The following is a 23,927-nucleotide window of genomic DNA, read 5'->3' as shown; positions in this document are numbered from 1 at the left end:
CCAGGTCCTGTCTTAAAATCAGTCACGCACTCCGATAAAGATTGCAGATGAAAAGGATTTTATTTTTCTTATTCTGCTGTCTGTTTTCCGTTTCGGCGTTGGCTGATATGCAGTTTGATTTGGGCTTTGCCTACAGCGGCGACACTCTTCACAAGACGACGGATAATAGTAATACATCGACGTTTTATAATACCGATGTCCTTTTCAACCTGGACAGTCGCAAAGCGTGGAATGTCGGGTGGACGGTTTACGGGATTTCGCAAACCTCAGTTCAGGGCTCAACGACGACGACGTATTCCTCGATGGATATGGGGCCTGCGGTTCGTTGGAATATCGACCGCTCAGGAATGTTCAGCATGACCTTGGCGTACGGTTACCTTGCCAAGGGGACTTATGGCGCCACAGGAGCGACCGATGAGAAATGGGAAGGCACCAGTTACCTTGCCCAGTTTGCGGCGCAAATCCCACTAGGTGAAAAATTTTACATGGGTGTGAGCCTGAACTACTATGGGGCGAATTACTCCCAAAAGACCGTCAGCAATGTGGAATCAAACAACGATGCCACAAAGACGTGGATTTTCCCTATGTTCAGTATGACTTGGAAGCCTTAGTCTGTCCGGGTTTCGGACGTATAAGCCGTTCTAATACAAGGCATCATAATTAAAAAACTAAAAAAAGTTTGAAATTAACAAGGCCCCTGTTAGAACAGCGCCAACTAAACCAAACCTAGGGGGCGCTAATGACAAAAATTCTTTCACTGGTTTTTGTTTCTGCTTTGGCATTGAATGCACAAGCTGCTGACAAAGATGCAAAATACTACACTCTTGCAAAAGTAAAAATGACTGACGTGACTGAGCAGTACGCTGCTAAAAATCACCAGTTGGCACAAGCGGGTCTTTATGAAGACTGCAACGCGAACCAAGCACCAAACAACGTGAAGCCATTCGACAATACAGTTCCTGGCATCAGCTTGGATCCAATCGATCAAGCAAATATCATTCTCGATAAAATCGTGAATCTCGGTAAAAAAGTATGGGCTCTTGTTGAGACTGGTCGTCCGGTTGTTAACATCACTACTTACACTGCAAATGCACTTCCTGCAGGTTTGCAATGCTGGTCTGATTTGGCTGGTTGGCAAATTCCTCAATCTAAAGTTTACCGCGTACAATACGAAAATGCTTACGGCATGAACGTCGTTGATTTCGCTTACCGCGTGACTTTCACTGCTGGTGGTAACTTGAACGGTCACGGTAAGTTCCTTACTAACGCGACGATCGCTCCAGCTGACTTGAACGTTTCTTGGGGTTTCAACATCACTGCAAACGCAGAAGTTCCTAGCGTATTCAACATGGGTACTAAAGAAGATCCAGTTGCTGGTATGCAAATGTTGATGAAATGGAACATCAAGACTGTTATGAGCCACGTAGAACAAGCTGAGACTTTCTATGTTGGTGGCGACAACACAATGAAGCACTTGGAATAGTTTTTTAACTGATTCCTGTTGTGAATTCGAAAACCCGGGCATTGTCCCGGGTTTTTTTATGTGGTCGAAGCAGGGATTTCAAGGAAGGCCTGGCACTTCCTTCACTTCAAATTTGCTCCGAACATAAAAAACTTCGGCCAATCTGCGCTCTGGTTACTTCTTATTCATGTAAGCGCGAAATTCGTTTGTAAATTCGTCGAGGGAGGAGAGGTCGCATTTCTTCTTTAGGGCGGCGAGCATTTTCTCGTTTGAAAAAGGGCTTTGTTGATTTTTCTTTTCGACGATTTCTTTGTAATTGGGAAGCTTATTGTTTGGGTTAAGCTTGTTTTCAATAGCGAACCCCACCGCATATTCGAGGGCAAACCAATCTATATCTGCGAGGACATTTTTTTCATCCAGTCCGGCCCGAGTCATCTGCTCGGCAAAGATTCGAGAGTCGCGGGCTTTTAAATATTTTGTGATTGCGGCATAGTCAGGTCCAGGTAGATGCGACCAAAAAGCATAGGCCTGGATCAGATCCGAGGAGCTTCGTACCTGGCTGAAGATGCTTTTCGAGACGGTCATAATATAAGTATCAAATCTATTCGAATTTTGAGCCATGGCGAACAGTCTTTGCGCTTCGGCTTCGTTGCCTCTTTTACTCTCGATCATTGCCGCGTAAATCAGCGGCGCAGAGTTGCCGGGATCCAAAGCATAAACTTTTTCAAAAAGATCGAGGGCGCGTTCCTCTTGTGACTCATAGAGGAGCTGCCCATAGAGTTGGCCTGAAAAGAGGAGCGCTTGCATGAACATTCCAGGTGCAGAGGTCTCTGGGGTATTCAGAGCATCGCCGTCCGGACCGTAATACCACTCGCCGACAAGACTTTGCCAAGCTTCGCGGTTTTGACGGACGAATTCGCCTTCTTGCACTTGAGCACTGAGCTTATTCCAGCAATCTTCTTCGGGGAGGTTTTCTCCGATCATTGGCATTGTTGGCGCTGGATTCGGTGCCGTCGTCGTAGACTTTTCTTTGGTCAGAGTCTGACGAAAAGCGCTCACCGTCGGAGAAACAAAAGTCGTAGAAACTTCCGATTGAGATCGTGAAATAAAAAGACCGATAAGGAAAATCACGAGCACAAGTAAAAGCAGGGCAGAGATTTTTTTGAACATGGATTTATTTTAGAGAGGAATAAGGGGGTGGGCAAGAAGCCTCCGAGCAGGACTCGACGTTGCCTGGAGCAACGCGGATAACATTCTTCGCTCATAAATGAGTAGGGAGTTGTCAGTTGTGGAACGGCGGAGGATTTAGAGACTTTTAGGAGTGGCTTAAATTTTGAATAGTATCTCGGCATATTTAGGAGATCTTATGAAAAAACTATTTATGATTTCTATTTTGACCTTCGCTGCGACGGCCGTTCAGGCCGAGATGTTTCCTTCCATCACGCATTTGCAATCTATTTATGCGGAAGAGAGTAATCGCTATGAGTTCACTTTTGTCGGCTCTTCCGAGGTTAAAACTGGCAGCATCTATATGGTGAGTGGGGGCCTCATTGACGATGCGAATGGTTATATTAATGGAGCGGTCATTAACGGGCCTCTTTTACTGACGACGACTTCTAAGTTAAAACCCGGTGAATACATTCCTTTTGCGGCTGATGAAAAGGCATGCGCGGCAATTGCTGAGATTAACGCCAAAAAAGTTGAAATGAAAACCGTGCCGGTGAAGTCCTCTCAAAAAGTGGTCGCGATCCAAAATGGCAAGCTTCTCGTAGGAACTCCAGATCAGCTTTTCAAGGTGACGGGTAAGCGCATCACTGAAATCGTTAAATCGTTGGATTGTGATAGCCTATAAGCAGGGGAGGACTCGCAGGACTTCGGTTCTAAAGAGCCTTCTTGATATTGTCGCTTTTTTCTTTGAGCTGCTTTTCTACCGCAAGCAGCTCATCCAAACGGCTCTCGAGGGACTCGAGCAGCGTCTCCATATTGGATTGCGGATCGATGGTGTAGTTTTGCAGTTCATCGCCCAAGAGTAAACGGATGTGAGAGTAAGACTCACGCAGTTTTGCCATGATGTCGCGCATTTGGCGACGAGTTTTGAGGATGCGGTTTTCTGTCATCAGCTCATCGATGCACGCCAGAATCTGCGGAATCTCTGCCGGCTTTTCTAGGACGCGCATGACGCCGCAACCGACGGCTGTCATCAGGTTCTTTTTGTCGAGATAGCCTGAGAGTAAAATGGATGGAAATTGGAAACCCTTTTGATGAGCTCGTTCGATCAATTGCAAGCCACTCATCTTTGGCATTTTCAAATCCGTGATGAGGACTTCGAAAGGGCACTCTTCGTGGAACTCGAGGAATTTCAGAAGCTCTTCCGGCTGGTTGAAGGTCAGCACTTTATAGTGCTCCGACAAAATAGCGGCGTACACTTCCGTGATGTCTTTTTCATCATCACAAAAAGCGATCGTTGGCTTCTCATTATCGTTAATTAATAAGCCCTTCATGGATGATCCCACACCGTTGCTCCTTGCTCTTCTTTTCGGTTATAACTGGACTCTACCGCAATCAATTTATCTTTACGGTCTTGTCTCAGAGTGATTAAAGATTGATCGGTCCTATACTCCTTACAAGCCCCCGGTTTCCGTCGCGTTCTTAAACAGCCCTCAGTTGGCCCTGGGTTTGCTTTGTTTTTGAAGTTCGAAGCCATGAAAAAGTATATGAAATTGGCCCTTGGGGTCCTTACAGTTCTGCTTGTGTCCGGGGGTTGTCAAAGAGACAAAACCGAGCCTGATCGCGATCCTTTGGATGCCAATTACCAGCTTATTGATAAAGGCGACTACGATGGCGCGATCCGCGAGCTGCAAAAGCTTGCGCTGGAAGATCAGCGCCCTTCAGTGAAGGTTGCCTTGGCGTCAGCCTACGCCGCCCGCGGGGGAATTCGCGTCGAGAACTACTGGGGATTTGTGATCGGCTTTGATGCGCCGTTGGTCCCGCCAGATTCCATTCCGACAAATGCCACCATTGAAAGCCTGCAGAAAATTGCAAAACAAGCAAAAGGCGATATCGACCCACGTGACTTAAATGCTCTCGGCGGCATCGTCAATGCGTTGTCGGTGTGGGAGCGTTACAAAGACCGCGTCGATGCGATTCCGGTTGTGACGGGAGCCGCGCTGGCGGATGTGCAGATCGCGGCTGAAACTCTGAAGACGGTGCAAACTCCAGGTGGGCGCTTGTACCGCGCGATTTTAAATCTGATTCTTTTTAAGTCCTATATTACAGCTTCGCAAGGTTTATGGGATCAGTTCAATGCGGCGATTGCAGAACTTCTGGCGGGCCATATTGAAGTGCTTTGCAAATTTGATTTTGAGAAAATTCTGAATTGGCTTAATCCGATCACGTATCATCTGACTGAAACCCTGGATGATTTGATTATTGCTTATCCGGATGAACGTAAGGATCTCGAGGGGGCCCGCAATATTGTGCAGGCTGTTTATGGGTTCACCCAACAAGCGGTGGACGAGCTCCGCAAAAAACGGATGTGCCGGCCATGAAAATCCTAGCGTTGCTTTTAGTTCTGCTGAGTGTACAAGCGCGAGCCTTTGAGGTGCCGCGCTCGATTGCTTTGGGGAATTCGGATTTTACCAGCCGCACTTTGAGCTATGCTTGTTTCGGGATGGATGCGCTCATCGAGGGACTGCCTTGCAATCCCGCGTTCACGGCAAAAGAACGCCGCAGTCATTTCCAAACGCAGTTTTTTTTCGGCAATAATGTTTCCTATGTGCATGAAGTGACGAAGCTGCTGGATGGCTCTGGAGATCCCGCAACTGTTGAAAAGCTCTTTAGCCAAAAAGCCAGTGCGGAAGCTGAAGCTAATATTCAAGCAAGTTACCTGCGTGAAACCTGGGGTGTGCAGTTTGCTCCTTATCGTCTTTATTACTATGCTTTGATCCGTAACTCCGCATTGCCGGTGGTGACTCTCTACACGGGGCAAGAGCAGACACTCTCAGCACAAGTGGCAAGCTTCGCCGGCGAAAATGGCAAAGACAACTGGTTCTGGGGTGTACAGCTTCGCGGCGTGGATCGCAGGTTTATTTTAAGCGAATTCACTTTGACCGATGCTCTGGCATCAGGGGGTTCGCAGTATTTTGAAACCAAGAATCAGCGCGCCCTTTATCTCGAGCCGGGTTTACTCTACGAATTCGCCGACAAGAGCTGGAAGCCGCAACTGGGACTGACGATCAAGAATTCAGGCTTCGTTGATAAAAAATTTGATGAGATCCCGGCGAGCCCTGATTGGAACTTTGCGGGTTCGGTTCGCCCGCCAGTGGCTTACGGAGAGTTAGAACTCGGTCTGAATTTGCGCGTGAATTCTTATACCGAAGAATTCAAAGATCTGCCGCACTTGGGTTTCTCCTATAAGCTCGGAGCGATGCAGGGACTTGCGAGCTATTCCGATCGCGAATACTCGCTGGGTTTTGTTTTGCACTACGATGACTGGAACGGCGGCCTGACTTACTGGCGTAAGAAGTATGAAAATCTCTTAGGCGAACAAGACCAGTTGCAGACCGTTTATCTTGAGCTGGGGTTCATCATATGAAAAAGCTTTTGCTGATTTTCATGATGATGTTCTTGGTAGTGACGGCGGCCCGCGCCGATGATGCGGATTCCGACTACGGGGGGCCTGTGCAATGGAACTCCTTTCAGACTTACATGAAAGAGCGCCAAGAAGAAGACCGCATTCGCGGCATGAGCTACATGATTAGCGGTGCCATTGCGACGATTGGTGGTGTCGCCGGCTATTACAACTCTGAGGATTCTTTCAGCCGCGGGATTTATGCCATCGCTCAGTCGGTGGGAGTGGCAGCCATCGGTTATGGTGCGACTAATTACTGGAACGGTAACGAGTACAATTCGTTCTTCTATGCTGTTGAAGGGGCGCATCTCACTTCAGGTCAGAAGGCAGAGTTGCTTCAAAGATTCCTCGAGAAGGAGAAAGAAGAGCGCCACAGAGCCCGTTGGATCAAGGTTGCCACGCACTCTCTCATCGCCGTAGCGAACCTTTACAGCGCTTCTCACGAGCAAGACCGTAACGTACGTGGTGTCCTGAATTTCCTTGCGGGCACCAATGCTGTGATCGCGTTCTCATACGCTTTTTAGAGCATCTCAGATTGAGATTTCGCTCTCGAAAATCATACAGTTTTGGGTGAATTCCGCCGATTTAGTTTAGGCCAAGGGGGACCACCTATGTTCGCAGCAGTTTTTGCCGGAATCGTCGTGCTCGTCATTCTTTTTATGGGGGTTTCCGTCTACAACGGGCTCGTCAGCCAAAAGAATCAAATGGACCGCGCGTGGGCCAATATCGAAGTCATTCTCAAACAACGCTTTGACGAAATCCCGCAGCTCATCGAAGTGATCGAGCAGTATGCGTCGTATGAGCAAAATACTTTGAAGAAAGTGATCGAAGCCCGTAATCACTATTCGGCGGCAAATTCTATCGATTCGAAAATCGCGGCATCGAATGAAATGTCGATGGCCCTGAAAGGGATCGTTGCCTTGGGTGAAGCTTATCCTGATCTGAAAGCCAATCAGTCTTTCGTGCAATTGCAAAGCCGCGTGTCTGAGCTCGAGGGTTTGATTGCCGATCGCCGCGAGTTCTTCAATGAAACGGTGACGAATTTTAACACGCGCATCGCCCAGATTCCGGATATGTTCTTTGCAAACATGCTCGGCTATACGGAAAAGCCGATGTATCATCCGCCGGCGTCTGAAACAACACGTCCGTCTTTAAAAATGAACATTGGATAATCTGTGAACTTCGTCGAAGCGGCACGAGATCAACAAGAGGTTTTTAAGGTCGCGTTGACCTTGATGCTCTTTGGGGGCATGAGTGTCGCGTTTGGCCTTAAGAAGTTTCTGACCAAGCGAAAAGTCGAAGACACTGCTCGCAGTAAAATCTCTTCGGCTCCGCAAGGTCTTGTCGAAGTCGAAGGGCAGGCTTGGCCGACGATTGCACGTAAATGTCTGGATGGCCGTCCTGTTTGTTTTTGGAGTATTCGAGTGCAAGAGTACCGTCGCAGCGGTAAGAGCTCGTCATGGCATACAGTGTATAGTTATGCGACCTCGGATGAGGTTCTGGTGCTTGATGAAAGCGGCGCATGCCTCGTGCATCCTGAGAATGCTCAGCTCGAGATCACGGAGCGCACAATTCCTCGCAATAAAATGTCCTCTGTCCAAATGGAGTTTCTTGCGGCGGCGGCTCCGATGGCGGCTCGCTACTTTAATGGTGGCACCGGCTTTTGGAACTCGTTCACTGGCGGCAATGTGCGCGTGATCGAGGCGAAGCTTTTAGCTGGCGGTCCGGTGTATGTGCGTGGCGAGTTTCGTACCAGTGCCGATCAAACTCACGCAGTGGCTGTCGGCGATATTGCTTCGTATTCGGGGCAGCTCAAGAAAATGAACTCACAGGCTTATCAGCGGGTGATGTTTGACACCAATCGCGACGGCAAACTTTCAGAAGATGAACTTATCAACGGCTATTCAGCTGCTGCAAATGCGTTCTTACGTATTGGCGGAGTTCAGTCCGTCAAAGTCAGCGGCAAAATCACGGCTGAATCCGAGCATGGACTGATTCTTGCTGATATATATCAAGGTTATTTAGTGAAGCGCGCAGCCTTTATTTCGATGGCAGGGATTTGGGGTGGCCTCGCGCTTGTCGGAGCCGGTTTATTTATTTTCTTTAAGCAGATCGGCCTTTAGAAGAAGATCTTCAGCCCGCTGCGGATGCCGGTGCGGGTGTTGTCGGTGATGGTGCTACTCAAGTTTGAATTCTGAACCTCTTTGTACCAAGTCCCAAACACGCGGAAATTTTTAAAGTCGATGAACGCGCCGGCTTCGGTCAAATTTCCTTTAACCTCGCCAAGGGTGTCATCGGTCACGGGCATGTAGTAGCGATAGAGCCCATCAAAACCAAATTGCTTGATCACATACATTTGTAAACTGGCCTGGGCAAATTGTTGGCGGAGAGCCACCTGAGGGTTTGTTTGTGTATGTGTCCGCATTCCATAGTGTAAGGTCAGATAAGAGCCCTGGATGGAGCTTCCGAGCAGGCGCAGGTTGAAAAGGCCGCTCAGGTCGTTAAAGCCCTCTTGAGTGTTGTTCTCGTACTCCGCGGTGAGTCCCACAAACTGGGCATAGGCAGAAAAAGTGCCCTGGTAAGAGGTGTACTTGTTCGTTGTTCCTGCCGCCGCTGAGCTTTCCTGGCTGTAGCTATTGTATGAGATGCCAAGCATCAATTCGTAGGGAGATGGCGAATTCATGGAAAGCCACATGTCCATCATGTTGTTGCGGTCTTTTTGCGCGAGCCATTCTTGCAGGGTCCAGCGCTGAGACTGGCGCCGTTCGGCCCTTTGCAGGAAATCGCCGCTATTGCCGCCGCCGCCTCCACCGCTGGATCCGGCCGCGAAGGTCGTGGAAGCAAAAGCCAGCAGTATCAAAATGAGGATGTGGTTGAAACGTTTCATAAAATCCTCCATTTTTAATTTTGCTCTTTGGGGGGAGTTAGGTCTAAGATTTTATCTGTTCGTCCAAGATTGAGACTGGGGTTGTATGTACATCCATGATTTGAATCCATTTGCTATACAGTTTTCCGAAAATTTCGGTATTCGTTGGTATGGATTATCGTACATGCTTGGCTTTATCTGCGCGTACTTGCTGATTCGTTGGTTGACGTATCGTCAGCGTGCGGGTCTCAACCCAAACATGGTCGGTGATTTTATCACTTACGTTGCGATCGGCACTCTGGTCGGCGGCCGTTTGGGCTATGTGCTTTTCTATGCGCCGGATTTGTTTTTAAAATTCAAAGGCGATTTCCCATTCTGGGGAGTCTTCGCCGTGAACGAAGGCGGCATGGCCAGCCACGGTGGCATGATCGGAATCGTGGTTGCGTGTATTTTGTTTGCGCGCCGTTATGGTGTGAATTTCCTGTATTTGCTAGATCTCGTATCTGTGTCAGGACCCATCGGCGTATTTTTCGGACGTATCGCCAACTTCATCAATGGCGAACTTGTGGGGCGTCCGGCTCCCGAGGGCTATCCGCTGGCGGTGAAGTTTCCCCAGGATATTTTGAACTGGCCAAGTACAGACTTTGATAAGCTTAAAACCCTGACAGATGTGACGGAGAAGGTGAATGTGACTCCCGATCAGTGGCTCGGGATGCTTGAAAAGTTCCAGCTCGACACTTTGTCGAAGGCTCAGGTCTATGAAACTTTGCAAAAAATCGTGCTTGAAGTGCAAAAAGGCAATAGCGGTGTGAAAGAGGCTCTGGCGCCGTTGTTGACGGCTCGTTATCCGTCACAGCTTTTTGCGGCGGCAGGCGAGGGCTTATTGATGTTTTTGATCCTCTTTTTCCTGTGGAGAAAGGGTCGCAAGCCGGGCTTTATCGCCGCTTCGTTTATTATTTTGTATGCGCTCGTCAGAATTGGTGATGAGTACTTCCGTATGCCAGATATTCAAATTGGTTATCAGTGGTTGGGCCTCACGCGGGGGCAGTGGCTCAGCATCGGCATGTTCGGGATCGGTGTGAGCATGATGTTCCTGTGGATGAGATCGAATTCGCTCAATATCCCAGGCTGGCGCCAAGGTCACAGCATTCGTTTGGGTCGCAAGTAAAAGGGGCCGTCCCCGGTCCTTAAAATCGATTCGCAAATTGATCACAATAAAGTATAAATTCTTATTTTGATATAATTTATATCATATATATCTATATGAAATTACTGAATTAACTCCATTTTCAATTTTATAAATGATCACAATATTGATCAAAATAGAGTTCCGTGAGATCCTTTTTATGTGGCCGATACAAAGGCTTTTGAATACGAAGGATGGATTTATGAACTTGAAATCAATGAATACGAAATCAGTCATGGGCATCTTAGTGGTCGCATTGGTTCTTACTGCTTGCGGTAAGAAGGCGGGAGACGACATTTCGTCTTCATCGGCGGATGAGTCTGCATCAGGTGCCGCAGCAAGTGCTGTGGGTGGAGCATTGAGTGGTACAAGTGCCAATGGCTCTTTGGCGATCTATAAAATGCGCGAGCAAGATCCCGTGCATGGTTTCTGGATGATGGTGGCAAAAGCGGTTGAGCCTGCTCAAGCGATGGCTTCGAGCCTTTGTCCAACTTTTGCAACGACTGGAACAGGCTGTTCTGCAAGTGGCAGCAGCATGTGGCTGACATACTCAGGCTGCACTTTCCAAGGCTATGCAACTTGGACGGGTGTTCAGAAAATTACCAAATCTTCGGGCGCAGCGACCTGCGGAAGTTTTCCGACTCCACCCGCGAGCGGCACTCTCTATAGACAATTTGTTTCAGCCTCTGGCTCTAATACTCCGGGCTCTGTGACGGTCATTGCAGATAACTGGTCGGGTGTGATCGACAACACGTCAAGTAACTTAAGCAACTTTGACGGTCAAACTATCAACACAATTCAAAACGGCGGTTATGGTGCAGCAGTGAGTTTCAACTCAAGCGGAGCAAGAACCGGCATTACACTTGGCCATCGCACCTATGTAACAGGCGTGTTTGATCACTCTGTGACGGGGAGTTTGTCAGTGACAGAAGGTAACGGTGCTTCTTCGCGCACAGTGAGTGGTCAGGTCACTGTGTACCACAACCGTGTGCGTGTAGTGGGAACTTCAACATTCTCGAATGTTGTGCATGAAGATGTTTGCTGCTTGCCGGTGTCAGGCACAATCACGACTTCGTTTGCAGCCGGCAGCAACGTGAGCCCCACAGTATTGGGTAGCGCACTTGTTGGTAAAACGGAAACATTAACGTTTACGGGTTGCGGAACTGCAACTTACACTTCAACAACAGGCGCCGTTTCTAACGTCAGCTTGCATCGTTGTTTCTAGGAAGAGGGTTGGGGGAATGAACGTGAAAACGCAACGACCAGATATTTTCGCATACCACGATCATCTGGCATTTTTGAAGGACTGGGTGGCTTATTTAAAAGCCACTCAATCTCGTTTTTCGTTGCGTTCACTGGCGAAGGCCGCAGGTCTTGCGTCGGGATACTTGCCGATGGTTTTGAATGGCACTCGCCCGATTTCGGCCGCAGCTTTAGCGAAAATGATTCCACACTTGAACTTGAATGCAAACGAGCAATCTTTCTTGGATTGTTTACTGGTCCTGGGAACGTCGGATTCCCACGATGCTCGAGTGATGGCGCTCGAGCGTATGAAAAAGTTCAGCCAGTTCCGCTCTCATAACGAGCGTGAAACGGCGGCTTATCAGTACTTGACCCATTGGTATTATGTCGCAATCCGTGAAATGGCGACGCTCAAAGGTTTTAAAGATGATCCAGAATGGATTCAAGAGCAGCTACGCTTTCAAGTATCGCTGAAAGAAGTAAAGGACACGCTGGAGTTTTTATTCAAATACAAATTCCTCGAGCGGAGTAAGAACGGCAAGATCCTGGCTCCGACAGAAGCCTTGAATTGCCAAGGTGGCATCTATCGAGTGGGACTGTCGCACTTTCATCGGGAAATCATGCGACTGGCCGGCGAGGCCATTGACAAAGTTCCTCGCGAGGAACGCAATATTATGGGGCATACGTGTTCTCTGAGTGAAAAGAATTTTCTGAAAGCCCGCGCGATTGCCGAGGAAGCGATTCAAAAAATCCAGGCCCTCACTGCGACGGAGCAAGATGGAGAAACAGTTTATCATATGGAAGTGGCTTTGTTTCCGCTGACGCAAAAGCAAAATGGGAGTAAGTCATGAGTTTGCGCACTTCAAAAAATCTATTATCGGCCTTTGTAAGTCTTTTGCTTGGGATGCAAGTGGCCTGCTCTTCTTCAGGCTCAGGTGGAACGACGACTGGTAATCCACTCGTTGAAGATACTTCGGCATCGGGTGCGGTGGCTGGCGCGATTGGTGGAGCTCTCAGCAGTTCTGCTTCTGGTGGTGCGAGCGAGATGAAGGTGATGAGCACGGCTGCAACGGTATCTCCGCTAGGTGGAGTCTGTCCAACCTTTGCAACAACCGGAACTGGTTGTGCTACGAGCGGCGGAACGATGTGGCTGAATTACAGCTCTTGTAAATTTTCTGGTTCAACCGCAAGTTTCACAGGGACACAGGCTTTAATTATGTCTTCAGGCACTGCGAGCTGCGGAACATTCCCGCATCCGGGGGTGAACTCAACATTGAAGCGTCAGTATGTAACTGCTTCGGGTTCAACCACTCCGTCGTCTTTAGTGCGTCAGAGTGCTGCGGGCACATATTTAGCCATCGATAATCATACAACGAATTTGTCTAATTTTGATTCGGCAACACTCGCGACCATCGTGAATGGTGGTTATGGTGTGTCGGTCAGCTTCAATAGCGTGGGCGCTCGTGACCAAATTACTTTCGGCCATCGCGTGAATGTTGTCGGTGACTTTGATCAGACCGTGTATGGAACTTTGAATATTACCGAGAGTTCATCTGGTGCAACGTCGCGTTCCGTGTCGGGTACGGTGACAGTTTACCATAATGGCTTGCAAGTAATTGGGACGTCGACTCTGAGCGGTTTGGTTCATAGCAATACCTGCTGCTTGCCGGTGTCGGGTTCTATCACGACGACCTTTTTGGCCGGAACGAATGTCAGCCCAACAGCGCTGGGAAGTTTGTATGTCGGAAAAACGGAGACTTTAGCCTTTACTGCGTGTGGAGAGGGAAGGCTTACGAAGTACGATGGGAGCATCGTTAATGTCTCCCTGAATCGTTGTTTCTAGTGTTTGAGTTTTTTAATCAGCTCGTCTGCAGAGAGATTTTCTTGCAGGCCTGATTTCAAATCTTTGACCGCGATATGGTGGGCTTTGACTTCGTTTTCACCCATGACCAGCGCGTGTGTGGCGCCCATCTTGTCGGCCTTTTGGAAGCGCTTACCCATTTTACCTGAGATAATCATTTCGCATTTCAAACCGTGTGAACGAAGTTTGTGTGCGACTTTCAAAGATTCTGCTTCGCCGGTCTCATCTGCTGGGATGATCGCGAGCAAGGCTTCGTGCTTTTGATATTTCTCAGCAGGAACGAGGTCTGAAAGGCGGTCTATACCCGCAGCCCAGCCGACGCCCGGAGTTTTCGGTCCACCCATCATTTCGATGAGGCCGTCATAGCGTCCACCAGCGAGAACCGTGCCTTGAGCGCCGAGTTCTTCGGTGACGAATTCAAAAACCGTATGGCAATAGTAATCCAAACCGCGCACGAGTTTTTGATTGATCTCGCACGGAATGCCCAATGAGCGAATGGCTTTCAGCAAATCATCGAAGAATTTTTTCGAAGTTTCATTCAAGTGATCGTGCAAAGACGGGGCATTGGCAATAATAGCGCGATCACCTTCGTCTTTAGAGTCGAGAATACGCAATGGATTTTTCTCAAGGCGTACTTTGCTGTCAGCCGATAGCTTTTCTTTGTGCTGGCTGAAGTAAGCCACCAAAGCATCGCGGTAGTTCGCGCGGCTTTCGTTATCGCCCAAAGTATTGAGCTCCAAGTGGCATTTGCCGGCAATACCGATTTGATTGAGCAAATCCCAAGCCATCGCAATGCACTCAGCATCTGCGAGCGGGGAATCCACGCCAAGGCACTCAACACCGAGTTGCTTGAACTGGCGGTAGCGGCCTTTTTGCGGGCGCTCGTAGCGGAACATCGGGCCTGAATAGTAAAACTTCAATGGCAAGTTTTGCGCCATGCCTTCCGACACGAACGCGCGCGCAACACCCGCAGTCCCTTCAGGGCGAAGAGTGATGCTATCGCCGCCTCGGTCTGCAAACGTGTAAGTCTCTTTGCTGACGACGTCGGAAGTTTCGCCGAGAGTACGATGGAAGACTTCAGAGAATTCAAAGATCGGCGTTTCGATTTCGCCATAGCCGTAGAGCAAAGAAAGCTTATGGGCTGTGGACTCCACGAAACGGAATTTAACATTATCTTCTGGCAACAAATCGCGAGTCCCACGGACCCTCTGGAATTTCGTACTCATCCCCGCAACCTACCATAGAACCCCGAAAAGGTACCAGGTCGCTTTTCCGGGACGCAACGCTCCAAGGGGCAGTAAGTCGGAGGGGTTTCTCATAGGTCAGAATGTCAATTCCGAAAAGCGACCTGGTACCTTTTCGGAGTTGCAAATGAGTTGCGTTTTGGTGGGGGTGGGGGGATAGTGGTGGGTATGAAAAAGTGGATGATCGCGTGCGGAATACTAGTGCTTTCTGTGGTTATTGGAGCTTTGGCTTTCCATCGTTTCGGTGGCGGAGCTAAAGGCGGCGGAGTCGAGGTCGACTGGCGTTTGCTCGGAACCATGGACTATGTCAGCGGCAAAGCGGGTTCGGAGCTTGAGGCCCTGAACGGTCGCGAGATCAAAATCCCGGGTTTCATGGTGCCCCTCGAAGACAGCCAGAAGGCCGTGACCGAGTTTTTGCTCGTGCCAAGCCCGCAGGCTTGTATTCATGTTCCGGCACCTCCGCCGAATCAAATGGTCTATGTCAAAATGCGCGCAGGAACTGAAGTGGCGTTTGGCCCGATCTGGGTCTATGGCACTTTGAACCTGGTCACGAAAAAATCCATGTACGGTGAAGCCTCTTTCGAACTCGTCGGGGATAGCATTGAACCCTATAGGTAATTCAACATGTCCAAACTCATCGAAGTCAGAAATCTCCAGTTCCGCTATGCGAACGCGACTCATGATACTTTGCAAATTCCTGAGTTCAGTGTCGCAAAAGGTGAACGCGTTTATCTCTATGGTCCGAGCGGCTCAGGGAAAACCACTCTTTTAGAAATTCTTGCCGGCATTTTAAAGGCCGAACAGGGCGAGGTCAAAATCCTCGGCCGTGATCTGACCAAGCTTTCTGAAAAAGAGCGCGATCATTTCCGCGCCGAGCATCTCGGTTATATTTTTCAGAGCTTCAATTTAATTCCTTACTTGAGCGTTCAAGAAAATATTGAGCTGCCAATTCATCTCAGTCCTTCACGCAAAGAACGCCTGAAAGGCGAAGACCCGGTATCGGTGCTTCGCCATCTGTGCACGCGTTTGGGAATCATCACTTTGGTTGATAAAAAAGTGACGGAGCTTAGCGTGGGACAGCAGCAGCGGGTCGCGGTGGCTCGCGCGCTCTTCGGCCGTCCGGAGTTTATTCTCGCCGATGAACCGACGTCGTCCCTTGATATGGATCATCGCGAGAAATTCCTCGAATTGATGTTTGAGCTGTGCGAGCAATTCGGGACGACCGTTTTGTTTGTGAGCCATGACCGCAGTATTCAGCATTTGTTCTCGCGCTCGGTGGCGTTGGATTCCATCAATCACGCCGGGAAGGGGAAGTAAGACATGGTCTTTTTAAATCTTGCTCTCAAATCCCTCAAAAATCGCTCGTTGGCTTCGATCCTGACAGTGATCTCGATTGCGCTCAGTGTGACCTTGCTTTTGTCTGTGGAGCGCGCAAAGCGTGCCGCTGAAGACGGTTTCACACAAACCATCAGTCAGACAGATTTGATCGTTGGCGCGCGCAGTGGCCCGACACAGTTGATTCTATATACTGTGTTCAATATGGGAAATGCCACTCACAATATTTCCTATCAGACGTATCAGGACATCAAAAAGAATCCGGCGATTGAATGGACGATTCCGTACTCTTTAGGCGACGGGCATCGTGGCTTCCGCGTCGTTGGTACGACCAATGATTTCTTTGATCATTATCGTTTCCGTGGCGATGGCAAGATCGAATTGCAAGAGGGAAAAACTCTCGAGGGCCTTTGGGATGTTGTCATCGGTGCCGATGTCGCGCGCAAGCTCGGCTATAAGCTCGGTCAGAAAATCGTCGTCGCCCACGGTGTGACTCACGGTGAAGGCATTCAAAAGCACGACGACAAACCGTTTACGGTGGTCGGTATCATGAAGCCGACAGGCACGGCCCTGGATCAGTCCTTGTATGTGAGCCTCGAGGGAATCGAAGCCATGCACATCGACTGGAAAGATGGCGCAGCTCCAACTCCTGAAACAGCGATCGGGGCTGATAAGATCAAAAAAGAAGATATCAAGATTGATCAGATCACGGCGTTCTTCTTAAGAACCAAGTCGCGCATCGATACGTTGCGACTCCAGCGTGAGATCAATAACTACAAAGAAGAGCCATTGCTCGCGATCATTCCAGGGGTGACTCTGAGTGAGCTTTGGCACAGTCTTTCTTACGTCGAGCAGGTGCTGAAAGCCATCTCGTGGATGGTGGTCGCTGTTGGTTTCATGGCGATGCTGATTGCGCTGACCACAAGCCTGAACGAACGTCGCCGTGAGATGGCCATTCTTCGTGCGCTCGGTGCGAGCACCACCAAGATTTTGGCTCTCCTTGTCTTTGAATCGACACTTCTGACTCTGGCGGGGATTGTGTTAGGGACCGCGATTGCGATGATCGGGACTGCGATCTTGCGCCCTTGGCTTGAAGTGGAATTCGGTTTCTACCTCGAAGGTGGGGCCCTCGGTACGACGGAGATTGTTTACCTCTTGGCAACTCTAGTTGGTGGTATTCTCATCGGCTTGATCCCGGCATATCGCGCTCAAAAGATGGCTCTCAAAGATGGCCTCAGCGTTAAGATTTAAGCCCGTTTTCCCTCTTAAAATGTCTTCGATAATGTTTCAATTCAGGACGCACTCAAGGTGGGTGCTCCCCTGAATTGGCGTCAATGAAAGTTGTTAGACACCTGAGCTCTAACTTAAAAGAGCAGAGCCAGGCCCGAACTTCGCAAGATATTGGGCAAACCCTTGCGAGGTAACTATGAAAAACTTGAAATTGTTTGTAATTGCATTTTTGACAACAGCCCACGCGTTTGCCGCGGACAACGTTAAGACGGATCCCGTTGGCGACATCGATAACTCCATTACAGCTTGCCCCGATGTGGGGACTGATATGGTTGAAACCAGCTTTTCCCGAGAAGGCGAGAACTTTGTAGCGACGATGAAGATGTCGAAGAATATCGACAATACTTTCGGCTATAAAGAATACTACTTCTGGATCGACGTTAATCAGACAGATAAAAAAGGCCATCCGGTAGGCTATCAGCCTTATGATCCCGAATCGGTTGCTTGGCCAAATATGTATGCGGACTATCGCATTTTCCTATCACTCGATGCGAATAATGAATCACACAGAGCTTATCCAAGCGTGCGTATGCAAGATTGTGCAGCCTCAGATTGTTCAAAAGACGGCGGTCTACGTTATGAAGACAATATCAAAGTCGATATCAAAGGGAATGAAGTGATTTTCACTTGGCCGAAATCTTTGGTTCCTGCCATTGAATCAGCGGCTTCTTTGAAAGTGGGCTACACGACTTATTATGAAATCGGCGGCGCTTGCCACGGTGAAGACGATAGCCCTCAATGGGGTCGTAACGCTTACGTGATTGCAAAGCCAAAGTCTCCGGCTCCTGCACCAGCTCCGAAGCCACAGTAATTAAACTTCTGCTAAGGCCTGCTTCTCAAGCTCTTTCATCGAAGGGTGTGAGAGCATGGCCTTAGAGTATTCCAAAGCCAGGCCTTCTAATTTCACTGCATAGGTTTGAAAACGGAAGACCACCGGCGCATAGAAACAATCCGCCAAACTCCATTCACCAAATAAATACGGTCCTTTTGATTGATGAGCCTTGCGACATTCAGTCCAGATCTCTTGAATGCGGGCAACGTCGCCAGCCACTGAAGAGGAGTCGAACTGAGTCAGGCGCTTTTTGATATCGCCCGGCATTTTCTTGCGAAGATCAGCAAAACCCGAATGCATTTCACAAACCACCGCGCGAGCCCAAGCACGCTCGTTGATATCTTTTGGCCACATTTGTTTTTCAGGATACTTGTCGTTAAGGTATTCGTTGATAGCCAAAGAATCCCAGATACCATTTTTACCATCAATCAGGAAAGGCACGCGAGCTGTCGGGGAGTATTTCAAAATCTCTTCAGTGGTGTTGTCTTGATTGAGTTTAATCACGACCTCATCAAACGGAATGCCGTAAGAATGCAAAGCGAGCCAAACGCGCCAAGACCAAGTCGATAGATTTTTATCACCGATAATAAGCTTCATGAAGCCTCCAGAGATTCCGTCATCTCACGCGGAATCTCTGAGGGCAAGCGATAGCGCGGTCTGATTAGGCCGCGTCTTTGATTTTTACTTTATCCGCGCCTTCTGCTTCGTAGTCAGAATACGGAGTTGCCACGATGTGCTTTTCGCCATTTTCAACGTAGCCACGGATTTTATACATTTTCAGTGCATCGGAACGGCCTTTCACTTCGGCAGAACCGGCGTAATCAACGATAAACTCTTCACCCACGCGCGAGATTACATCATCAGTCACCAGCAAATCCGCACCGAATGCTTTTGTCGAGGCTTCGATACGAGAAGCGGTATTCACCGTATTACCGATGACGGTGTACTCCATACGCTCGTCAGAACCGATGGTGCCAGAGATCGCTGTGCCTGCATGCAGACCCATACCGATCATCAGAGCCGGTTCGCCGCGGGCGATACGTGCTTCATTCAATTTTTCAAGGCCACGGCGCATTTCAATACAAGCGCGCAAAGCATTGTGGGGATCGCGGTCCGAGCCTTTCGGAGCGCCCCAGATCGCCATGATCGCATCGCCGATAAATTTATCCACGACGCCACCGTGTTTATTGATGATACCCACCATGACAGCAAAGTATTCATTCAACATCGCAACGACCTCTTCTGGTTTACGTTTCTCTGAGAACGCTGTAAAACCACGAATATCCGAGAAGAAGACCACGACTTCTTTCGACTGACCGCCAACACCGATATCTTTATTGATCAAGTCTTCCGCGACAGAAGAGCCGTGGAACTTACTAAAGAGGCTTTTCACTTTATCGCGCTCTTTCAAGCCGTCCGTCATATGGTCAAAGGCTTTGGCAAGATCGCCCACTTCATCGTGGGATTTTACGTGCGCGGTTGCTTTCACGTCGAAATTCCCTTTAGAAACGATCTCGATCAGTCCCGCAAGCTTCTCGATTGGAGAAGTCAGTGTCATTGAGAAGACGAAGATAAAGAACAAGGCTAAGGACAACACGATTCCTGTAATCAGGAAGGCTTGGCGTTTTGCATCTTGCGCAGGCTCGAGAACGAGCTCCTGAGGAATTTGCGAAATAACGGTCACACCAAAAGAAGTTTTATTGTAAGCGCCGATGAACTCAGCACCGGTATCCGGATCAACGAAGCGCATCTGACGACGAGGAGTTTGCTCTTTCATTGCTTTTTGCACGATCGGGGAGGCTGCCATACTCAAGCGAGCCATCGCTTTTTGCTCGTCTTGGTGAGCAATCAATTCGCCGTTACGGTCTACGAGGAAGAACGTTCTTTCAGAACGCTCGCCAAATGGTTTTTGCAAAACAGAAAGATCCACATCAACCAAAGCCACATGCGTAATTCGGCCTTGTTGGTCTTTTACCAACGGCAGACCAATCGTGACCATCGCTGGACCTTTGCCGAATGATCCGTTGCGGATTTCAACAGAACCTTGCGCCACAGAACGAATCGGGAATTTCTGTTGATCACGAACACGCGTGATGTATTCAGGACCGAGGTTAAAGGTTTTCAAGAAGTCGTCCTTCGCACGACGAGAGATCAGCTCGACTGTGGGGCCTTGGAGTTTTAAAATCTCAACAGAAATAAAACGTTTATCTTTGGTAAAGTTCAGTTCGAATTCATCTGTCGAAGTGGCGGCAGGATTCGTGACGCTTTTATAGAGGATCGAAGCGGATATTTTGGATTTATCGACCAACGAAGAAAGAATATTTTCAATTTCAGTCGCGCGGGATGCGGCGAACGCCTGATTGGCATATTCCTCACGTTGCATGGAGCTATTTGCAAAAATCTTTGAAGTTTGTAGAGCAATCGGAACTGTCGCCACTAATAGCAGAGCTACTGTAACCCCAACTAGTTTTGTTGAAATAGGTATCTTCATATGCATCCTCTCCTAAAATCCGTATTCCGCAAAGAAACTCAAGTACTGTCCAGTAATTTGTGTCGTATTGAAATCACCCGGTGCTTCTGTAGTTGCCCCGGTTTTATTCGCTTTGTAAGCCACTTGATCCATTTTCTGAGTCAAACCCATGAGACCCGTGAAGCGATTGTTGAAGCGGTAACTGCCCATCAAACCCAGCTGATAAGACATGCGCGGATCTGCGGAGTTGCCGTTCGGCGTCTTCATCGTAAATAAGTTGTAATAAATGTGTGCATTCACCTGGAATCCAAGCTTCGGCGAAAGGGAATGCCAGTACTCGCCACCGACATGGGGGCCTGCGACAGCTGTTTGCGAGAATTCAACAGTGCCGTTCGTACCGACCGCCGGAGTGCCGATGAGCTGCGGAATTTCTTTATAGTAAAGACCCGCAAGAACGCGTGCTTCACCGAGATCGCCGACGACAAAACGGCGAATGCCGTTCATCTCGATAGACGAGTAGGTGTGGTTTGAACCGTACATAATGAAGCCGCTCATATCAACGATACCGACAAAGCCCCAGATATCATTCGGGCTGAAGTAACCAGCGCCCACACGGCCAGTACCGCCGAGCACGCTGTTTGTCGTCTTCGCATTATTTTCGAGAGTTTCACCATGATAGTTAATTTTTGTAATGAGGTAACTCGCAATCCCGTACCAGCCGGTGAGGCGGTCGATGGATTTTCTGACAAGGGCCGTATACTCGGCAGCCGGTGAGCGGTTGCCGTTGATCACCTTAAAGTTGATCTTTGCCGTTTCTGAGTCCGTACGCATGTTCCCTTTAGCTTTGACCTCAAGGCGGTAAGTGCCGCCAGGGTGCTTTTCGTCGAAGTTAAAGGTTTCATCCTTTACCTCCTCTTGGACCAACACTTTTTCCCAGCGCTTTGTTGCTGGATTGATACGACTTAAAGTCAGATCGTACTTGTCAACATTGTCAGGGCGTGACCATTTGATTTCACGGACGAACTCTGTTTCCGGAGCCGTGATTTTCGGAGCGGAAATCTTTTTACCGATCACGGCAAATTCGCTGACCGTGACAGAATCACTTTGCATATCGTTTTGACCGAAACCCGTGATCTTCCAAGTATAATTTTTCGCCACCGGAACTTTCGCAGTAAAGTGAGTGTCTTTCACGGTCTCAATAATTTGTGTTTTGCCGTCTTCGGAAGTCAGCTCGAAACGGTATTCGCCGGCGCCGTTGACCGGTTCCCATTCGAATTTCTGCGAGATCTCTTCAGCGTCATTCCCTTTGATCTGTGCTTTTGCCAGAGGGGATTTGATTTTTACGGGGTCTAAATTCACGTTAAATTCCGCCGGCGGACTCCAGTCACCTGGAACACCACGCATGTCACGAGCACGCAATGACATCGTATATTTACCCGGTACGAGTTTGCCGGACCAGATGGCTTCTTTGGTTTTAAAAATCATGGGCTTGCCGAGAGTGCCGTCTTTAGCGACAGAGCGGATCTCGACGTCATAAGTTTTAGCGTCGGTTACTTCTTCAAACTCAAAGCTGACGTCGCGGCGATAGGTCTCCGCCAGCGCGCTCTTCGCGGCCGTCAACAAAGTGAGAGTGATAAAGATTCCGAACACTAGACGCATCAATTAACCTTAATTTTCTTTAAAGTCGGTGCCTTCAAGTTACTCTTATCAGGAACAATCAATTTACGAGGCGCACTGATTTCGCTGGTGCGACCATGCTGGTCTACCGCCGAGATTCTCAACTGATACTCACCCGGCATGAGGTTTTTCAATGCCGTTTGATTTGTTGTATATTTCAAAGTCTTCAGCTCTTTACCGTCTTTGTTCGAGATGGTGAGCATGTACTCTTTCGCGCCGTCCAGTTTTTCCCATTTTAATTCCGTACGGCCATCAGCTTGCGCCGTCAGATTCCCTTCAAGAGGCAGCAACTTCGGTGGCGGGAGGAGTGGAAGTGGTGCCACTGCGATTTTTCTATGCGGAGCCGAACCAATCACGCGGCCTTCTTTATCAATCGCTTCCAAAGATGCGATATAACGGCCCGGTTTTGTGATCTGTGGTTCGGCCTTGTTTTCTTTGACTTCAATGGTCTGCAATTTTGACGGATCATCGCCTTCCTCGAAGTATTTCACGCGCCAAGAAGCGACGTCTTCATTGTGGTTCACCGCCCAAGAAAGATCCAACTTAGGATTATCTAAGTAAAATTGAATGCGATCTTCCGGAGTCAGCCACTTGATATCGACAGGATCTTTTGCAACCGGTTTTTCTTCGACCTTTGAGACCGTGAATTTCTGAATCTTACCAAGAACGGGCTTGTCAGAACCCTCATAATAAGAAGACATGCGCCAGTAGTATTCGCCTTCATTTAATGATGGCAAAGTATAGCCGTCTTCAGATGTAAAGTTTTTTGTCAGGACCTTTTGACGGAGGCCCGGGTCTTTTGCAACTTCCAAAACGATGTGTGAAGTCTCATCACCTTTTTCCCATTTAAAGGACATATCAAAAGGAGCTTTATTCACTGGAATCTTCGCATCCGCCATTGGGAAGACCATTGTCGGAGCATAGCGAGCTTGGATGTCGGTGCGATAGACGGAACTTTCAGCAACGACTTTGCCGCTGCGAGGATCTTTGGCAACGAGCTTCCAGTAGGGTTTTCCAATCGGCAGAGACGTCTTGAAACTCTCATCGCCTTGAGCCGTCACGGCGGTCCACTCTTTCATGTCTTTACGGCTGTTACCCGTGTGCAAAGAAACTTTTAAGCCCGCAGGGAAGCCCTTCCACTTGAATGTGAGATTGTCTTTTTCATCCGCATCGACGTACGCCACTTTGCCCGGAGTGGGAGAGATGATTTGTAAATCCGCTTTGTTGAACTGAAGACCGTTGGCACCCAACGCGCCCGCAGCACCGGTTGAAAGAACTTTGTTGGTGCCGTTTTTGTCTTTGATCGAAGCCGAACCTTCGAGGACTTGGACATCGACTTGGCTACCGCCGGATTTTGACAAGCTTGCAGAGGCTTTACTCAAATCAACTTTACCGGATGCTGAATTCAAAACGAGAGATGTGCCAGCGCCGTCGGTTCCTTCTTTTGCGGCGGCAACGAAGAGACTACCTTCCATCAAGTCTAAGGCAATTTCACCCTTGTTTTGCTGAATGACGATCAAAGAATCCGGCTCCAAATCCAGATAGCGTGAGGAATCCGCAAACTGAATGCGAACTTCGCCTTTGTCGGAGGTACGAATCGCTTCGCCGTTGTAGAGCGGCTCACCCGTCGCAACTTCTTGCCAGAGGAGACGAGTGGCCGGACGACGCTGAATTTCTTCGTGCGTTTTTCCTACGAAGGCGAGAGGTTTTTCATTCTCATTCGTGTGCGAATTTGTTTTTGTGAGATAATACCAGGCAAAGGTTGCCATCAAGCAGCAGCCTGAAAGCACAGCAGCCCACAATAATCTTTTCCATTGCGATCTCATCAGAGA

24 protein-coding genes are annotated in these 23,927 nt (G+C 48.8%); 16 read left to right on the top strand and 8 right to left on the bottom strand.

The features are described from left to right. The first annotated feature begins 47 nt into the window (after positions 1–47). Both JSU04_11935 and JSU04_11930 read left to right on the top strand, forming a co-directional pair. Positions 48–611, top strand: a complete 564-nt coding sequence (locus tag JSU04_11935) for a hypothetical protein (protein ID MBS1971013.1) — start codon at positions 48–50, stop codon at positions 609–611. A 128-nt stretch (positions 612–739) separates the two neighbouring features. Next, entirely contained in the window at positions 740–1,483 is a 744-nt protein-coding gene (locus JSU04_11930) for a hypothetical protein (GenBank protein ID MBS1971012.1), read from the top strand. A 153-nt stretch (positions 1,484–1,636) separates the two neighbouring features. On the opposite strand, the gene JSU04_11925 is transcribed toward JSU04_11930, so the two are convergent. Next, a complete protein-coding gene (locus JSU04_11925; protein MBS1971011.1) occupies positions 1,637–2,632 on the bottom strand; it encodes a tetratricopeptide repeat protein in 996 nt (331 codons plus the stop codon). 196 nt (positions 2,633–2,828) lie between these two features. On the opposite strand from JSU04_11925, the gene JSU04_11920 reads away from it, so the two are divergent. Continuing rightward, positions 2,829–3,314, top strand: a complete 486-nt coding sequence (locus JSU04_11920) for a hypothetical protein (GenBank protein ID MBS1971010.1) — start codon at positions 2,829–2,831, stop codon at positions 3,312–3,314. A gap of 28 nt (positions 3,315–3,342) precedes the next feature. On the opposite strand, the gene JSU04_11915 is transcribed toward JSU04_11920, so the two are convergent. Further along, positions 3,343–3,963: a response regulator gene (locus JSU04_11915; GenBank protein MBS1971009.1), complete on the bottom strand. Its 621-nt coding sequence runs from the start codon at positions 3,961–3,963 to the stop codon at positions 3,343–3,345. A gap of 201 nt (positions 3,964–4,164) precedes the next feature. On the opposite strand from JSU04_11915, the gene JSU04_11910 reads away from it, so the two are divergent. From JSU04_11910 to JSU04_11890, 5 genes are all read left to right on the top strand, one after another. Then, entirely contained in the window at positions 4,165–5,010 is an 846-nt protein-coding gene (locus tag JSU04_11910) for a hypothetical protein (protein MBS1971008.1), read from the top strand. After that, the gene (locus JSU04_11905) at positions 5,007–6,056 is read left to right on the top strand and encodes a hypothetical protein (protein MBS1971007.1); all 1,050 of its coding nucleotides are present in this window, start codon (positions 5,007–5,009) and stop codon (positions 6,054–6,056) included. Before JSU04_11910 ends, JSU04_11905 begins: the two co-directional genes overlap by 4 nt. Next, positions 6,053–6,616, top strand: coding sequence for a hypothetical protein (locus tag JSU04_11900; protein ID MBS1971006.1), 564 nt, complete (start codon positions 6,053–6,055; stop codon positions 6,614–6,616). The genes JSU04_11905 and JSU04_11900 overlap by 4 nt, the downstream gene beginning before the upstream one ends. Positions 6,617–6,703: 87 nt before the next feature. Beyond that, positions 6,704–7,264: a LemA family protein gene (locus JSU04_11895; protein ID MBS1971005.1), complete on the top strand. Its 561-nt coding sequence runs from the start codon at positions 6,704–6,706 to the stop codon at positions 7,262–7,264. Positions 7,265–7,267: 3 nt separating this feature from the next. Then, complete coding sequence (locus JSU04_11890) at positions 7,268–8,215, top strand: hypothetical protein (protein MBS1971004.1); 948 nt, start codon at positions 7,268–7,270, stop codon at positions 8,213–8,215. Here JSU04_11890 and JSU04_11885 read toward each other — a convergent pair. Beyond that, positions 8,212–8,943: a hypothetical protein gene (locus tag JSU04_11885; GenBank protein MBS1971003.1), complete on the bottom strand. Its 732-nt coding sequence runs from the start codon at positions 8,941–8,943 to the stop codon at positions 8,212–8,214. The two genes, JSU04_11890 and JSU04_11885, sit on opposite strands and share 4 nt — an antisense overlap. Before the next feature lie 121 nt (positions 8,944–9,064). Here JSU04_11885 and lgt point away from each other — a divergent pair, with 121 nt between their 5' ends. From lgt to JSU04_11865, 4 genes are all read left to right on the top strand, one after another. Further along, positions 9,065–10,126 (top strand): prolipoprotein diacylglyceryl transferase, encoded by a 1,062-nt coding sequence (gene lgt, locus JSU04_11880; GenBank protein MBS1971002.1) that lies wholly within the window; start codon positions 9,065–9,067, stop codon positions 10,124–10,126. 220 nt (positions 10,127–10,346) lie between these two features. Further along, on the top strand, positions 10,347–11,369 hold the full coding sequence (locus JSU04_11875; GenBank protein ID MBS1971001.1) for a hypothetical protein: 1,023 nt from the start codon (positions 10,347–10,349) through the stop codon (positions 11,367–11,369). A 22-nt stretch (positions 11,370–11,391) separates the two neighbouring features. Continuing rightward, positions 11,392–12,237: a TIGR02147 family protein gene (locus JSU04_11870; GenBank protein ID MBS1971000.1), complete on the top strand. Its 846-nt coding sequence runs from the start codon at positions 11,392–11,394 to the stop codon at positions 12,235–12,237. After that, on the top strand, positions 12,234–13,229 hold the full coding sequence (locus JSU04_11865; GenBank protein ID MBS1970999.1) for a hypothetical protein: 996 nt from the start codon (positions 12,234–12,236) through the stop codon (positions 13,227–13,229). Before JSU04_11870 ends, JSU04_11865 begins: the two co-directional genes overlap by 4 nt. Here the strand turns inward: JSU04_11865 and JSU04_11860 are convergent. Continuing rightward, the gene (locus JSU04_11860) at positions 13,226–14,473 is read right to left on the bottom strand and encodes a histidine--tRNA ligase (protein MBS1970998.1); all 1,248 of its coding nucleotides are present in this window, start codon (positions 14,471–14,473) and stop codon (positions 13,226–13,228) included. The genes JSU04_11865 and JSU04_11860 overlap by 4 nt on opposite strands. A 186-nt stretch (positions 14,474–14,659) precedes the next feature. Between JSU04_11860 and JSU04_11855 the strand changes: the two genes are divergently transcribed. The 4 genes from JSU04_11855 (at position 14,660) to JSU04_11840 (ending at position 17,927) form a co-directional block, all read left to right on the top strand. Beyond that, complete coding sequence (locus tag JSU04_11855; GenBank protein ID MBS1970997.1) at positions 14,660–15,109, top strand: DUF3299 domain-containing protein; 450 nt, start codon at positions 14,660–14,662, stop codon at positions 15,107–15,109. A 6-nt stretch (positions 15,110–15,115) separates the two neighbouring features. Continuing rightward, the gene (locus JSU04_11850; protein ID MBS1970996.1) at positions 15,116–15,808 is read left to right on the top strand and encodes an ABC transporter ATP-binding protein; all 693 of its coding nucleotides are present in this window, start codon (positions 15,116–15,118) and stop codon (positions 15,806–15,808) included. Positions 15,809–15,811: 3 nt separating this feature from the next. After that, complete coding sequence (locus JSU04_11845) at positions 15,812–17,077, top strand: ABC transporter permease (GenBank protein ID MBS1970995.1); 1,266 nt, start codon at positions 15,812–15,814, stop codon at positions 17,075–17,077. 175 nt (positions 17,078–17,252) lie between these two features. Continuing rightward, on the top strand, positions 17,253–17,927 hold the full coding sequence (locus tag JSU04_11840) for a hypothetical protein (protein ID MBS1970994.1): 675 nt from the start codon (positions 17,253–17,255) through the stop codon (positions 17,925–17,927). On the opposite strand, the gene JSU04_11835 is transcribed toward JSU04_11840, so the two are convergent. The 4 genes from JSU04_11835 to JSU04_11820 all read right to left on the bottom strand — a co-directional run bounded on the left by JSU04_11835 (position 17,928) and on the right by JSU04_11820 (position 23,921). Beyond that, positions 17,928–18,545: a glutathione S-transferase family protein gene (locus tag JSU04_11835; protein ID MBS1970993.1), complete on the bottom strand. Its 618-nt coding sequence runs from the start codon at positions 18,543–18,545 to the stop codon at positions 17,928–17,930. It lies immediately after the preceding gene. Between the two features lie 64 nt (positions 18,546–18,609). Further along, positions 18,610–20,439, bottom strand: coding sequence for a HAMP domain-containing protein (locus tag JSU04_11830; protein MBS1970992.1), 1,830 nt, complete (start codon positions 20,437–20,439; stop codon positions 18,610–18,612). A gap of 12 nt (positions 20,440–20,451) precedes the next feature. Next, positions 20,452–22,077, bottom strand: a complete 1,626-nt coding sequence (locus JSU04_11825) for a hypothetical protein (protein ID MBS1970991.1) — start codon at positions 22,075–22,077, stop codon at positions 20,452–20,454. Next, complete coding sequence (locus JSU04_11820) at positions 22,077–23,921, bottom strand: FecR domain-containing protein (GenBank protein MBS1970990.1); 1,845 nt, start codon at positions 23,919–23,921, stop codon at positions 22,077–22,079. The genes JSU04_11825 and JSU04_11820 overlap by 1 nt, the downstream gene beginning before the upstream one ends. Between the last annotated feature and the right edge of the window lie 6 nt (positions 23,922–23,927).

The sequence above is a fragment of the Bdellovibrionales bacterium genome (assembly GCA_018266295.1).
In the GTDB taxonomy this organism is placed as follows: domain Bacteria; phylum Bdellovibrionota; class Bdellovibrionia; order Bdellovibrionales; family Bdellovibrionaceae; genus JACMRP01.
The sequence above is the reverse complement of the archived record's forward strand: the minus strand, read 5'-3'. Positions and strand labels throughout refer to the sequence as shown.

Bases quoted from the DNA above. Each gene is read 5' to 3' on its own strand.
- JSU04_11935 (MBS1971013.1), top strand. From the start codon at position 48: ATGAAAAGGATTTTATTTTTCTTATTCTGCTGTCTGTTTTCCGTTTCG.
- JSU04_11930 (MBS1971012.1), top strand. From the start codon at position 740: ATGACAAAAATTCTTTCACTGGTTTTTGTTTCTGCTTTGGCATTGAAT.
- JSU04_11925 (MBS1971011.1), bottom strand. From the start codon at position 2,632: ATGTTCAAAAAAATCTCTGCCCTGCTTTTACTTGTGCTCGTGATTTTC.
- JSU04_11920 (MBS1971010.1), top strand. From the start codon at position 2,829: ATGAAAAAACTATTTATGATTTCTATTTTGACCTTCGCTGCGACGGCC.
- JSU04_11915 (MBS1971009.1), bottom strand. From the start codon at position 3,963: ATGAAGGGCTTATTAATTAACGATAATGAGAAGCCAACGATCGCTTTT.
- JSU04_11910 (MBS1971008.1), top strand. From the start codon at position 4,165: ATGAAAAAGTATATGAAATTGGCCCTTGGGGTCCTTACAGTTCTGCTT.
- JSU04_11905 (MBS1971007.1), top strand. From the start codon at position 5,007: ATGAAAATCCTAGCGTTGCTTTTAGTTCTGCTGAGTGTACAAGCGCGA.
- JSU04_11900 (MBS1971006.1), top strand. From the start codon at position 6,053: ATGAAAAAGCTTTTGCTGATTTTCATGATGATGTTCTTGGTAGTGACG.
- JSU04_11895 (MBS1971005.1), top strand. From the start codon at position 6,704: ATGTTCGCAGCAGTTTTTGCCGGAATCGTCGTGCTCGTCATTCTTTTT.
- lgt (MBS1971002.1), top strand. From the start codon at position 9,065: ATGTACATCCATGATTTGAATCCATTTGCTATACAGTTTTCCGAAAAT.
- JSU04_11875 (MBS1971001.1), top strand. From the start codon at position 10,347: ATGAACTTGAAATCAATGAATACGAAATCAGTCATGGGCATCTTAGTG.
- JSU04_11865 (MBS1970999.1), top strand. From the start codon at position 12,234: ATGAGTTTGCGCACTTCAAAAAATCTATTATCGGCCTTTGTAAGTCTT.
- JSU04_11860 (MBS1970998.1), bottom strand. From the start codon at position 14,473: ATGAGTACGAAATTCCAGAGGGTCCGTGGGACTCGCGATTTGTTGCCA.
- JSU04_11855 (MBS1970997.1), top strand. From the start codon at position 14,660: ATGAAAAAGTGGATGATCGCGTGCGGAATACTAGTGCTTTCTGTGGTT.
- JSU04_11850 (MBS1970996.1), top strand. From the start codon at position 15,116: ATGTCCAAACTCATCGAAGTCAGAAATCTCCAGTTCCGCTATGCGAAC.
- JSU04_11845 (MBS1970995.1), top strand. From the start codon at position 15,812: ATGGTCTTTTTAAATCTTGCTCTCAAATCCCTCAAAAATCGCTCGTTG.
- JSU04_11840 (MBS1970994.1), top strand. From the start codon at position 17,253: ATGAAAAACTTGAAATTGTTTGTAATTGCATTTTTGACAACAGCCCAC.
- JSU04_11835 (MBS1970993.1), bottom strand. From the start codon at position 18,545: ATGAAGCTTATTATCGGTGATAAAAATCTATCGACTTGGTCTTGGCGC.
- JSU04_11830 (MBS1970992.1), bottom strand. From the start codon at position 20,439: ATGAAGATACCTATTTCAACAAAACTAGTTGGGGTTACAGTAGCTCTG.
- JSU04_11825 (MBS1970991.1), bottom strand. From the start codon at position 22,077: ATGCGTCTAGTGTTCGGAATCTTTATCACTCTCACTTTGTTGACGGCC.
- JSU04_11820 (MBS1970990.1), bottom strand. From the start codon at position 23,921: ATGAGATCGCAATGGAAAAGATTATTGTGGGCTGCTGTGCTTTCAGGC.